Consider the following 13,693-nt stretch of genomic DNA (forward strand, 5'->3'; position numbering starts at 1 on the left):
CGCGCAGGTAGGGGTTTTGTCTTTTTGGCGATTGCGTTTCTTCCCGGGCCTGTCGACCGTCCGGCCGCGCGACAAGCGTGGCTGCACAGCGTATGGTTCGGACAGCGAATTCGTCTTCCAGAGAGCCCCTAATGACCGGCACCACGTCCTTGCAGCCAGGCTTCATGATCGTCCAGGGCAATCGGCCGGACGATCTGCGCAATCTGGTGGTCAGCGTGATGCGCAACTATCCCTTGGCGCCGTTGGAAAACGAGATTGCTCTGGTGCAGAGCAACGGTATTGCCCAGTGGCTCAAGCTGGCGCTGGCCGAAGACCCCATGCCGGACGACGAAGGCGGTTGCGGCATCGCCGCAGCGATCGACGTGCAACTGCCCGGCACCTTCATGTGGCAGCTCTACCGGCGCGTACTCGGGCGGGATGAAATTCCGGAGGTCTCGCTGCTCGACAAGGCGCCGTTGACCTGGCGCCTGATGCGCCTGCTGCCCACGTTGATCGAACGCCCGCATTTCGAGCCACTTAGGCGTTTTCTCACCGACGACACCGACCTGCGCAAGCGTTACCAGCTCGCTGAGCGCCTGGCCGACCTGTTCGACCAGTATCAGGTCTACCGCGCCGACTGGCTCAAGGATTGGGCCGCCGGCCAGTACGTGCTCAACAGCGCTCGTAGCCAGCGCAAGCCGCTGGCGGAGGGCAACCGCTGGCAGGCCGAGTTGTGGCGTGCCTTGCTGGAAGATGTGGGGCTCGAGGGCATGGCCCAGAGTCGTGCAGGCGTGCACCAGCGTTTCATCGAGCGCATCCACGCCTCGGACCAGGCGCCCCCTGGGTTGCCGGCGCGGGTCATCGTCTTCGGTATTTCCTCGTTGCCTGCACAAACCTTGGAAGCGCTGGCCGGTCTGGCTCGCTTCAGCCAGGTGCTGCTGTGCGTTCACAATCCCTGTCGCCACCATTGGGGCGACATCGTGGCGGACAAGGACCTGTTGCGCCACCAGTACAGGCGTCTGCAACGCAAGCAAGGCATGCCGTTGCAACTGGACGACGAGGCGATGCACCAGCATGCCCACCCTCTGCTGGCGGCATGGGGCAAGCAGGGCCGGGACTATATCAACCTGCTCGACAGCTATGACGATCCTGGCAGCTATCAGAGCGTATTCAGCGAGGGGCGCATCGACCTGTTCAGCGAAGCGTCCCCCACCACCCTGCTGGCTCAGCTGCAGGACGATATCCTCGAACTGCGCCCGCTTGCCGAGACTCGCCAGGCCTGGCCGGCTGTGGATACCGTCGTCGATCGCTCGATCCGATTCCACGTGGCCCACAGCCCGCAGCGAGAAGTCGAAATCCTGCATGATCAGTTGCTCGCGCGTTTCAGCAAGGACCCGAGCCTGCGCCCGCGGGACGTCATCGTCATGCTCCCGGCCATCGACGACTATGCCCCGCACATCCGCGCGGTGTTCGGTCAGCTCGATCGCCAGGATCCACGCTACATCCCCTTCACCCTCACCGACCAGGGCCAGCGTGGGCGCGACCCGCTGCTGATCGCCCTGGAGCATTTGCTCAAGCTGCCCGACAGCCGTTTCGCCGTCAGCGAAATTCTCGATCTGCTGGATGTACCTGCCGTGCGGGCGCGTTTCGGTATCCGGCACAGCGACCTGCCGACCTTGCACCGCTGGATCGAGGGCGCTGGCATTCGCTGGGGGCTCGATGGCGAGCAGCGCGCCAGCCTCGGGTTGCCGCAGGGCCTGGAGCAGAACAGCTGGCGGTTCGGGCTGCGCCGGATGCTGCTCGGTTACGCGGTCGGCGTGGGCGAAGGCTGCGACGGGATCGAACCGTTCGATGAAATCGGCGGCCTCGACGCGGCACTCATCGGCCCGCTGGTGGCGCTGCTCGACGCACTGGAAGTGGCCTGCCAGAGCCTTGCCGAACCGGCCGACCCGCAACAGTGGGGCGCACGCCTGCACGCCCTGCTGGACGTGTTCTTCCTGGCCGAGCAGGAGCACGACGAGTTGCTGCTGGTGGAGCTGCAGAACCTGCGCGACACCTGGTTGCAGACCTGCGAAACGGTCGGCCTGGAAGAAGCGTTGCCACTGACGGTGGTACGTGAGGCCTGGCTGTCGGGCCTCGACCAGAACCGGCTGTCCCAGCGCTTTCTGGCCGGCTCGGTGAATTTCTGCACCCTGATGCCCATGCGCGCCATTCCGTTTCGCATCGTCTGCCTGCTGGGCATGAACGATGGTGACTATCCGCGGGCTCAGCCGCCACTGGACTTCGACCTGATGGCCAGCGACTACCGCCCCGGGGATCGTTCGCGCCGCGAGGATGATCGCTACCTGCTGCTGGAAGCGCTGCTGTCCGCCCGTGAGCAGCTGTACGTCAGTTGGGTCGGGCGCAGTATCCGCGACAACAGCGAGCGTCCGGCATCGGTGCTGATCGGGCAGTTGCGCGACCACCTCGCTGCCGGCTGGCGATGGGCGGGTGCTGGCGAGCATGACGATGCGGGGCAACGACTGCTGCATGCCCTGACCCAGGAGCATCCTTTGCAGCCCTTCAGCCAGCGCTATTTCCAGAAAGGCAGTGCACTGTTCAGCTATGCCCATGAATGGCAGGTGCTGCATCAGCCCAGGGAAGACGCACTGGCCACGCCAGCAGCGCTGCCTGCGTACCAGAGCGATGACCCCCTGAGCCTGGCTCAGTTGCAGGACTTCCTGCGCCATCCTGTCAGGCATTTCTTCAGCCAGCGGTTGAAAGTGTTTTTCGAGGCGGTGCAGGCGCCCACGCCCGACGAAGAGCCCTTCGTGCTGGATGCCTTGCAGCGCTACAGCCTCAGCGAGCGTCTGCTCGATGCCGCGTTGCGCGCCCCAGACGATCCTGAGCCCGCACTGCGCAGCCAGGCGCGTCGGCTTCAGGCGTGTGGTCTGCTGCCGCTGGCGGGATTCGGTGAGTCGCTGCAGGTCGAACTGATTCAGCCGCTGCCGGACCTGCTCGGCCGCCATCGCCAGCTGTTGCAGCGCTGGCACCTGCTGGTCGAGGGCGCGCTGCCCATCGCCTTAGAGCGTGCGGGCCAGCGCTTGGAGGGCTGGCTGGGCCGCGTCTACCAGAGCGATGACCAGAGCCTGCTGAGCATCGTCGCGGTGCCCAATAGCCTGGGTGCCGGTCGCAACGCACTGAAATGGCATCGGCTGATCCCGGCCTGGGTCATGCACCTGGCGGCCTGCGCCAGCGGCTACGCTCTGCATACCGCGCTGGTCGCCAGTGACCAGACACTGCTGCTGGCGCCGTTGCCTCAAGCACAGGCGGGCCATCTGCTCGCCGATCTGCTGGTCGCGCGCCAGGCCGGTATGAACGGCCCGCTGCCGGTGGCCGCCAAGACGGCATTCGCCTGGCTCGCCCAGTCCGATCCAGACAAAGCTCGGCTGGCCGCCGCGCGCGCCTATGAAGGCGACGGCCAGAACAGCTTCGGCGAGCGCAGCGAAAGCCTCGCGCTGCTGCGCCAGTTCCGCGACTTCGCCGCGCTGAGTGCCGACGAAACTTTCGAAGGCTGGTGCGAAACCCTCTACCGCCCCCTGTTCAGCGCTGCCTGGCAGAGCCCGGACAGCCCGGAGACCCACCCATGAACCAGGACCGCCCGCTGGCCCTGCGCTTTCCCCTTCACGGCAGCCAGTTGATCGAGGCCAGCGCCGGTACCGGAAAGACCTTCACCATCTCGGCGCTGTACCTGCGCCTGATCCTCGGTCATGGTGGCGAGCAGGGCTTCGGCCGCGAATTGTTACCGCCGCAGATTCTCGTGGTGACCTTCACCGATGCCGCGACCAAGGAGCTGCGCGAGCGGATACGCACGCGTCTGGCCGAAGCCGCACGCTTCTTCCGGGGCGAGTTGGAGGAGGCGGACCCGCTGCTGCGGCAATTGCGCGACGACTACCTGCCGGACGACTGGGCTCGCTGCGCCAGCCGTCTGGAAGTGGCCGTGCAGTGGATGGATGAAGCTGCGGTCTCGACCATCCATGGCTGGTGCCAGCGCATGTTGCGCGAACACGCCTTCGACAGCGGCAGCCTGTTCACCCAGAGCCTTGAAACCGACCACAGCGAGTTGCTCGGCCAGGTCATGCGCGATTACTGGCGACGCTTCTGCTACGGCATGCAAGGCGAGGCGCTGGCGTGGGTACGCCAGCACTGGGTGAGCCCCGATGCCCTGCTCGGGCGTATCCGTCCGCTGTTCGGACGAATCGCAGGCGACAGCCAAGGCCCTGACCCTCAAACGCTGATCGACTCGACCTTGCAACAGCGCCAGCAGCAACTGGGCGCACTCAAGGCGCCCTGGCGGCTATGGGCCGATGAATTGCAGGCGCTCTGCCAGGCCGCCGTGGCCGCCAAGCAGGTGGACGGACGCAAGTTGCAGGCGCGTTTCTTCGAGCCGTGGTTCGATAAACTGCGCGCCTGGGCCAGCGACGAGTCGCTCATGGAGCTGGAGCTGGGCACCGGTTTCACCCGCCTGACGCCAGCCGGCATGGCCGAGGTGTGGAAGGTCGGTGCTCCGCCCGAACATCCCGCCTTGCAGGCCATGGCGCAGCTGCGCGACCAGCTCCAGGCGCTGCCGAGCCCGGAGGCGGCGGTGCTCCAGCATGCAGCCGGGTGGGTGGCGGCACGCTTCGAGGTGGAAAAGCGTCGACGGGCGGAGATGGGCTTCGACGACATGCTCCTGCGCCTGGCGCACGCGTTGCGCGGGGACGCCGGCGAACGACTGGCCGGGCTGATCCGTGAACAGTTCCCGGTCGCGCTGATCGATGAATTCCAGGATACCGACCCGGTCCAGTACGGTATTTTCGAGCGGATCTACCGCATCGCGCAGAACCGCCCCGAGACCGGCCTGTTCATGATCGGCGACCCCAAGCAGGCGATCTACGCCTTTCGTGGCGCCGATATCTTCACCTATCTCGATGCCCGGCGCGCCACCGCCGAACGCCTGCACAGCCTGGATACCAACTACCGTTCCAGCCAGGCCATGGTCGAGGCGGTCAACGCCACCTTCCTGCTGGCCGAGCAGCGCGCCGAGGGCCGGGGCGCGTTCCTGTTCAGGGAGGGGGGCGACAACCCACTGCCCTTCGTCGAAGTGAAGGCCATGGGGCGTCGCGAGCGTTTGGTGATCGAGGGCCAGCCATGCGCGGCCTTGAACGGCTGGCACCTGCCCAGTGACGAGCCGCTGTCCGGCAGCCAGTACCGCCAGCAGATGGCTGCCCGCTGCGCCAGCCACATCGTCACGCTGCTCACGGGCGGTCAGCGCGGGCAGAGCGGGTTCCAGGACCAGGATGGAAACATCCAGGGCTGCCGACCAGCGGATATCGCCATCCTGGTGCGCGATGGGCGCGAGGCTCAGCTCATCCGCCACGAGCTCGTTGCCCGTGGCGTGCGCAGCGTCTACCTCTCCGACAAGGACTCGGTGTTCGCCGCCCAGGAGGCGCACGACCTGCTGGCCTGGCTCAAGGCCTGCGCCGAACCGGATGTCGAACGCCTGCTCAAGGCGGCACTGGCCAGTCTGACCCTGGATCTGCCATTGAGCGAACTGGAGCGGCTGAACCAGGACGAGCGGGTGTGGGAGGCCTGGGTCATGCGCTTTCGCCTGTACCGTGAAACCTGGCAGCGTCAGGGCGTGCTGCCGATGCTGCGGCGCCTGCTGCACGACTTCAAATTGCCACGCAGCCTGATCGCGCGTACCGACGGCGAGCGCGTGCTGACCAACCTGCTGCACCTGGCCGAACTGTTGCAACAGGCTGCCGGCGAGCTGGATGGCGAGCAGGCGTTGATTCGCCACCTGGGCGAGCAGTTGGCCAACGCCGGGCAGGCGGGTGAGGAACAGATCCTGCGCCTGGAGAGCGACGAGCAGTTGGTCAAGGTGGTGACCATCCACAAGTCCAAGGGCCTGGAATACCCGCTGGTGTACCTGCCGTTCGTGTGCATCAGCAAGGCGGTGGACGGCCAGCGCCTGCCGTTGACCTGGCATGATCGCGATGGCCAGCCGCTGCTGAGCCTGACGCCGACCGCCGCGCAGATCGCCCTGGCCGATGACGAGCGGCTGGCCGAGGATCTGCGCTTGCTCTATGTGGCCTTGACCCGTGCCCAGCATGCCTGCTGGCTGGGCGTCGCCGACCTCAAGCGCGGCAGTCAGAAAAGCTCCCAGCTGCATCGCTCGGCCCTGGGCTACCTGCTGGGTGGGGGCCAGGCGCTGGCCGCGTCCACGCAGCTGCACGAGTGGCTGCAGAGATGGGGCGAGCGCAGCGCTGCGATCAGCTGTGCCAGCCTGCCCGAGGTCGAGGACCAGCAGTATCGAGCGCCACGTCAAGGTACCCAGTGGCAGGCCGCCCTGAAGCCCCGACGCTCGGCCGCCGAGCAGTGGTGGATCGCGTCCTACAGTGCCTTGCGCGTCGGCGACCATACCTTGACGGCCGACAGCTCCCAGGCCCAGCAACTGCTCGACGACGAAGGCCTGGATCTGCAACGGCTGCGCGAGGTGCCGGCGGAGAACGGCGACATTCATCGCTTCCCCCGCGGACCTAACCCTGGCACCTTCCTCCATGGCTTGCTGGAGTGGGCGGGCCGCGAAGGTTTCGCCGAGGTGGCCCGGCAACCGGCGCTGATCGAGCGTACCGTGGGCCAGCGCTGCAACCGGCGCGGCTGGGCTGGCTGGATTCCCACGCTCAGTCAATGGCTGACACAGCTGCTCAGCCAGGGCATGGCGCTGGAGTCGGAGGGTCCGCTGTTGTGCCTGGCACAGTTGCAGCAGTACCAGATCGAGATGGAATTCTGGTTCGCCAGCCACCGCGTCGACGTGCAGCGCCTGGATCAGCTGGTCGCCCGCCATACCCACGGCGGTGCGGCGCGCCCGGCCTGCCTGGCCAGCCAGCTCAACGGGATGTTCAAGGGCTTCATCGACCTGGCCTTCGAACTCGACGGTCGCTATTACGTGGCCGACTACAAATCCAATTGGCTGGGCCCGGACGGCAACGCCTACGACGCCCAGGCCATGGAACAGTCGATCCTCGAGCATCGCTACGACCTGCAATACGTGCTCTACCTGCTGGCACTGCATCGCCAGCTGCGCGCTCGCCTGCCGGACTACGACTACGACCGACATGTCGGTGGGGCCCTGTTCATTTTCCTGCGCGGCACCGCCAGTGCTGGCCATGGCCTGTACACCGTGCGTCCGCCCCGTGCGCTGATCGAGCAGCTCGACGCGCTGTTTCGCGGCGACCTTCAACCCGAGCAGCAGGACTTGTTCGCCGGAGCTGCATCATGAGCCGAACCCTCGACGATCTGTTACCCACCCCGTTGCAGGCTGAGCACCTGGCGGCCCTGGCGCCGCTGACCGACAGTCGCGACCTGCTGGCGCTACTGGACCGCTGGGTGGAGCGCGGCTGGCTGCGGGCACTGGACCGCGCCTTCGTCGCTTTCCTGGAAGAGCGCGCACCCGCTGGCGATCCTCTGGTATTGCTGGCGGCCGCGTTGGCCAGCCATCAGTTGGGGCACGGGCATGTCTGCCTGGACCTGGCGCAGACGTTGGCCGAGCCCGATTTCGCCCTGTCGCTGCCGCCGGAGGGCGATGCCTTGGCCGGGCCGCTGCTGCTGCCCTCGCAACTGCTGGCCACGCTCGACGCCCAGACCTGGCGCGCTCGTCTGGCGGACAGCCGACTGGTGGCCGACGGTGACGCCGCCGACCAGGAATCCCGGCCTCTGGTGCTCAGTGGCCAGCGCTTGTATCTGCGTCGCTACTGGCGTTACGAGCGACGCATCGATGACTCGCTGCAACAGCGTATCGCCACCCACGAAGCGGTTCCCGACGACCTGTCGCAGCGCCTGTCGCAGTTGTTCGACGGCGGCGCGCCCGCGGGGCAGGTGGATTGGCAGAAGCTCGCTTGTGCCCTGGCCACCCGTGCGGCGTTCAGCATCGTCACCGGTGGCCCCGGTACTGGCAAGACCACCACCGTGGTGCGTCTGCTGGCGCTGCTCCAGGGGCCGGCGGTCGAGCAGGGCAGGCCGCTGCGCATTCGTCTCGCTGCGCCCACCGGCAAGGCCGCGGCGCGCCTGACCGAATCCATCGGCCAGCAGGTGGAGCGCCTGCAGGTACCCACCGAGGTGCGCGCGCAGATCCCCACCGAAGTCAGCACCGTGCACCGCCTGCTGGGCAGCCGCCCGGGTTCGCGGCATTTTCGTCACCATGCCGGCAACCCGCTGCCGCTCGATGTGCTGGTGGTGGACGAAGCCTCGATGATCGACCTGGAGATGATGGCCAACCTGCTGGAGGCGCTACCGCCGCGTGCCCGCCTGGTGCTGCTGGGCGACAAGGACCAGCTGGCGTCGGTAGAGGCCGGGGCCGTGCTCGGCGATCTGTGCCGGTATGCCGAAGAGGGTCGCTATACGCCCGCGACCCTGGCCTGGCTGGAGCAGGTCGGGGGTCAGGCATTGACCGATGCCGCACTACTGCCGGGCGATGCCCATCGCCACGCACTGGCCCAGCAGGTGGTGATGCTGCGCCATTCCCGACGATTCGGCGAGGGCAGTGGTATCGGTCGGCTGGCGCGTCTGGTCAATTTGCAAATGGCCGACCAGGCGCGTGCGTTGCTGGATGTACCGCCCGAGGATGTGTTCGGCTTGTCCCTGCGCGGCGAGCATGATCGCGCCTTTGATCGTCTGCTGCTGGATGGGCTCGACCGTGGCGAGGACGGCCCCCAAGGGTATCGCAGTTACCTGCGCACTTTGGGTCGCCGGCGACCGCCGTTGGGCACTGCGTTCGACGCCAGCGATTGGGAGCGCTGGGCGGGGCAGGTGCTGAGCAGCTTCGAAGGCTTCCAGCTGCTGTGCGCCGTGCGCCGAGGCGCCTGGGGAGTGGAAGGGCTCAACGAGCGCGTGGCGCGCGTGCTGCACGGCGCCGGCCTGATCGATACTCGCCAGCCGTGGTATGAAGGCCGGCCTGTGCTGGTTACCCGTAATGACTACGGCCTTGGCCTGATGAACGGCGATATCGGCATCACCCTGCGCCTGCCGGACGAAGCTGGGGAAACCTCATTGCGCGTGGCGTTCGCGCGCAACGATGGCTCGGGCGGCGTGCGCTTCGTGCTGCCCAGCCGCCTCAATGAGGTCGAGACCGTGTTCGCCATGACCGTGCACAAGTCCCAGGGTTCGGAGTTCAGCCATACCGCGCTGGTGCTGCCCGATGCGCTGAATCCCGTGCTGACCAAGGAGCTGATCTATACCGGGATCACCCGGGCCAAGACCTGCTTCAGCCTGATCGAGCCTCGCGCAGGGGTTCTTGAAGACGCGATAGCGCGCAAGGTGCGCCGGATTTCTGGCCTTTCTCTGGATAATATCTGACATTCGTCAATACCTTGGCATTGCGGCCTTGTGCTATCGTGCGAGTCGTCTGACATTAACTTGAGAAGTTTCCCACATGTCCGTGGTTGTCTCGTCTGGGTGGCGAAGGGCGAGGAGTGCGCTATCGCTGGCGATCGTCGTGTTGTCGCTGTCCGCCGCAGCTGCGCGAGCAGACACTGCGGCCACCGCCGAGACTGTCCAGCAACGCGCCAGGGCCGTGGCCCAGGTGGTGATGGGTATCTTCAGTTACGCGCGCTGGCCGGTCGAGCCGTCACCCTTGCGCCTGTGTCTGATCGGCCCCACCGAATACGCCGACGAACTGATCAGGGATGAAGGCCAGGGCGCCACGCCTGCGGTTCAGGTACGCCGATTGCTGGCGGGCGACCCGCTTGTCGCCAGCGCCTGCGATGCCGTATACATCGGCCGGCTCGATCACGGCCAGCGTGACCGGCTCTCCCAGGCGCTGCTCGGCCAGCCGATCCTGAGCATCAGCGAGGCGCAAGACCCGTGTACGGTCGGCAGCCTGTTCTGCCTGCATGTCGAAGGCGACCAGGTCGGCTTCATGGTGAACCTCGATTCGGTGGCGCGCAGTGGCCTGCGCATTCACCCCAGCGTACTGCAACTGTCGCGACGTCGAGGGCCGCAGCCATGAGCGCTCGCCCCAGGCGCAAGCGGCGGCCCACCTTGCGTGCCGTGCTCGGGCGCGGCCACCTGGCGATCGCCCTGCTCGCGGTCGGCCTGGCTGGAATCTCGGTGACCTTGCTCGGTGTCGCGGCACTGCGGGTCTATGCCAACCACAACCTGGAGCTGATCGCCCGCTCCATCAGCTACACCGTGGAGGCGGCAGTCGTTTTCGACGACAGCGCCGCGGCCAACGAGGCGCTGGCCGTGATCGCCGGGAGCGAGGAAGTGGCCGATGCCAAGGTCTTCGATCTCGAAGGCGAGCGCCTGGCGCAGTGGCAACGCGAAGACAGCGGCCTGCTGGCACCGCTGGAGCGGCTGGTGGCCAAGGCCTTGCTGGACGAGCCGATCCATCGTGCGATCGTGCATCAGCAGCGCACGGTCGGGCACATCGAACTCACCGGGCAGGGGGGCAGCCTTTTGCAATTTCTGCTCAGCGGGCTGGTCGGCATCCTCTGCTGCATCCTGCTCAGCACCCTGGCGGCGCTACACCTGTCGCGTCGGCTGTTCGGCGACATCGTCCGCCCACTGCGCAGTCTGGCCAGCGTCGCTCACGCGGCCCGTCGCGAACGCAGCTTCGACCGGCGGGTGCCTGACGCGCGCATCGCCGAGCTCAACGAATTGGGTACCGACTTCAACGCCCTGCTCGACGAACTGGAGGTCTGGCAGAGTCACCTGCAAAGCGAAAATGCCACGCTGGCCCATCAGGCCAGCCACGACAGCCTCACCGGTTTGCCCAATCGCGCATTCTTCGAGGGCCGACTCAATCGCTGCCTGCGCAATGCCGCCCGGCATCACGACCACCTGGCAGTGCTGTTTCTCGACAGCGACCATTTCAAGCAGATCAACGACAGCCTCGGGCATGCGGTGGGCGACGAGGTGCTGATCAACGTCGCCAGCCGGATTCGTGCACAGCTGCGCGAACATGACCTGGTGGCGCGGCTGGGCGGTGACGAGTTCGCCGTGCTGCTGATGCCACTGCACTCGCGCGAGGACGCCCAGCGCATCGCCGAGAAGATCGTCGCCAGCATGCGCCTGCCGATCGAGCTCGACGATGGTCGGCGGGTGCCCAGCGCACTGAGTGTCGGTATCGCCTTCTACCCCGATGACGGCCAGGACCCGGCCAGTCTGCTCAATGCCGCCGATGCGGCGATGTACCAGGCCAAGCGTACGCGCCGTGGCCATTGGCAAGTGGCCCGCAGCGACTGGGCTGCCGATATCGATGACAGGAGCTGAACCGTGACACACCTCTGGACCCGGCCGGCATCCGCCTGGCTGACCCTGCTGCTGGCGCTGTCGGCGCTGATCGGCTGCAAGACGCCTGTGCCTGCAGGGCTCAGTGCCGAACAGATCGCCGTGTTGCAGCGCGAGGGCTTCGAACCCAGTGAAGAGGGCTGGGCGTTCGATCTGTCCGGCAAGGTCCTGTTCGGCAGTGACCTGGACCGGCTCAATGGCCAGAGTGAGGCGATCGTCGAGCGTATCGGCCGGGCATTGCTGTCGGTGGGTATCCTGCGCGTGCGGATCGATGGCCATGCCGATGCCTCGGGCAAGGCCACCTACAACCAGCAACTGTCCGAACGCCGGGCGCAGAGCGTGGCGAAAGTGCTGGTAAGCGTCGGCATGCCGCCTGGCAACCTCCAGACGCGCGGGTTGGGCAGCCGCCAGCCGGTGGCGGACAACCGCACCCGCGCCGGGCGCACGGAAAATCGGCGTGTGTCGATCGTGGTGGCGTCCAATTGAGGCATCGAGCGGCATGGCGGTCGCAGGGCCGATGGCAACCCGCTCAGTGCCTGGCAGATACCCGCTGCCGGGTCGGCCTGTAGCGAACTCTACGTCAGCAGCAGCGCAGCGCGGACTATGCGAATAATTGACGCCAGGATAGTGGCGCTATAATATCGCCCGCCGTCTGATGTCAATTCGCTACTGCAAGGATGTAGTGTGTATTTCCACGCTTTGAAAACGGCGCGGCTGCCCTCGCTCTCGCTCGCTATTGCGGCCGCCCCCGTATTTGCGGCCACCTCGCCGGTCGATGCTCCCGGGGTACAAGACCTTATCCGGGATCGCCAAGACCGACTGCTGCAAGAGCAGCGTCGCCGCCTCGACGAACTCAGGGAGCTGCCCGGCAAGCCAGTGGCCCCCGCTGCGCCCGCCGCTACCGACGACACGCGCTGTTTCACCATCAATCGCATCGAGCTCGAAGGTGCCGATGCCTTGTCGCCTGCCGAGCGCGACGCGCTGATCGAGCCTTTTCAAGGCAAGTGTCTGGGCGTGACGCAGCTCAATGAGCTGCTGAAGACCGTCACCGATCACTACATCGGCAAGGGCTTGGTGACCACTCGCGCTTATCTGCCGCAGCAAGACCTGTCCAAGGGTGATCTGCAGGTGCTGGTCATCGAAGGCAAGCTGGAAAAACTGCGCGGTGCCGCTGACGGTGGCTTGTCGGATCGCCAACTGGCGATGACCTTTCCCGGTCAGGAAGGCCGGATCGTCAACCTGCGCGAAATCGAGCAGATGGTCGACCAGCTCAATCGTCTGCCGTCCAATCGTGCGCAGATGGAACTGACCCCTGGCCAGGTCGTGGGCGGCAGCGATGTGGTCGTCAGGAATACTGCGCAAAAGCCGTGGCGTGCCAACCTGTCGCGTACCAATGAGGGCCAACGCAGCACCGGTGAGCAGCAATGGAATATCGGACTCGAGTGGGACAACCCATTGGGGCTGGCCGATCAGTTCAGCGTGCGCGGCGGCCACGATGCTATCAGCGACCGGCACAAAGCCTCGCGCAATGCGTCGCTCGCTTACAGTGTGCCATGGGGCTGGTGGACGTTCAGCTACCTGTACAGCACCAGCGAATATCGCTCGGTGGCGCAGGCTTCGAACGTCGACTTCAAGCAGGACGGCGACAGCCAGAACCACCAGTTCAAGGCCGAGCGCGTAGTGCATCGCGACGCCCTGAGCAAGACCTCGCTCAATGCCGGTCTGTCCTGGCTGCGCACCAACAACTATGTCGAAGACAGCAAGCTGGCGCTCAGCAGCAATCGCATCACCGAGGCGCAGTTCGGTATCAACCACGGGCGGCGGGTCGGCTCGGCGTTCCTCAACATCGATCTGGGCATGCAGCAAGGCATCGGCGCTCTCGACGCGCAAGGCAACCACGATCCTCGCTCGGGTGAGGCGGATGCACGCTATCGCAAGTACACCGGCACCCTCAGCTACCTGCACCCCTTCCGGCTGTGGGGTGAAAACCTGAGCTTCACCAGCCTGGCGACCGGGCAGCGCAGCGAGGATGTGCTGTTCAGTCCGCAACGCATCAGCCTGGGTGGCTCGTCATCGGTGCGTGGTTACAAGGATGCTTTCCTGTCCGGTGACAGCGGTGGCTACTGGCGCAATGAAGTGCGCCTGACCCGTGCGGTGACGCTGGAATGGGTGCGCCCGGTGTTCGCCGAGTACGGCGCGGCCCTCGGTTACGACCAAGGCGTGATTCGCAATCAACGCTACAACGGTGATCAGCACGGGCGCTTGTCCAGTCACTCGCTCGAACTGTTCAGCCGAGGCCAGCACGTCGCGGCCTCAGTGACCTTTGCGCATTCCCTGGAACGTCCCGATGTGATCGAGCGTGAAGCACCGATCTATTTCCGCATGGACGTTTTTCTTTAACCAC

At 66.0% G+C, this 13,693-nt stretch carries 7 protein-coding genes; all 7 read left to right on the forward strand.

Going from position 1 to position 13,693, the window contains the following annotated elements:
* Positions 1-131 precede the first annotated feature (131 nt).
* The 7 genes from recC (at position 132) to IAE34_RS23540 (ending at position 13,689) form a co-directional block, all read left to right on the forward strand.
* Complete coding sequence (recC, locus tag IAE34_RS23510; protein ID WP_200141356.1) at positions 132-3,608, forward strand: exodeoxyribonuclease V subunit gamma; 3,477 nt, start codon at positions 132-134, stop codon at positions 3,606-3,608.
* On the forward strand, positions 3,605-7,282 hold the full coding sequence (recB, locus tag IAE34_RS23515) for an exodeoxyribonuclease V subunit beta (protein ID WP_200141357.1): 3,678 nt from the start codon (positions 3,605-3,607) through the stop codon (positions 7,280-7,282). The genes recC and recB overlap by 4 nt, the downstream gene beginning before the upstream one ends.
* Positions 7,279-9,354 (forward strand): exodeoxyribonuclease V subunit alpha, encoded by a 2,076-nt coding sequence (gene recD, locus IAE34_RS23520; RefSeq protein ID WP_200141358.1) that lies wholly within the window; start codon positions 7,279-7,281, stop codon positions 9,352-9,354. Before recB ends, recD begins: the two co-directional genes overlap by 4 nt.
* A gap of 76 nt (positions 9,355-9,430) precedes the next feature.
* A complete protein-coding gene (locus tag IAE34_RS23525; RefSeq protein ID WP_200141359.1) occupies positions 9,431-10,006 on the forward strand; it encodes a YfiR family protein in 576 nt (191 codons plus the stop codon).
* Entirely contained in the window at positions 10,003-11,271 is a 1,269-nt protein-coding gene (locus tag IAE34_RS23530) for a diguanylate cyclase domain-containing protein (RefSeq protein WP_200141360.1), read from the forward strand. The genes IAE34_RS23525 and IAE34_RS23530 overlap by 4 nt, the downstream gene beginning before the upstream one ends.
* A gap of 3 nt (positions 11,272-11,274) precedes the next feature.
* Positions 11,275-11,775, forward strand: a complete 501-nt coding sequence (locus IAE34_RS23535) for an OmpA family protein (protein ID WP_200141361.1) — start codon at positions 11,275-11,277, stop codon at positions 11,773-11,775.
* Between the two features lie 198 nt (positions 11,776-11,973).
* On the forward strand, positions 11,974-13,689 hold the full coding sequence (locus tag IAE34_RS23540; RefSeq protein WP_200141362.1) for a ShlB/FhaC/HecB family hemolysin secretion/activation protein: 1,716 nt from the start codon (positions 11,974-11,976) through the stop codon (positions 13,687-13,689).
* Positions 13,690-13,693 lie beyond the last annotated feature (4 nt).

Source organism: Pseudomonas sp. S30 (assembly GCF_016518545.1).
Classification (GTDB): domain Bacteria; phylum Pseudomonadota; class Gammaproteobacteria; order Pseudomonadales; family Pseudomonadaceae; genus Aquipseudomonas.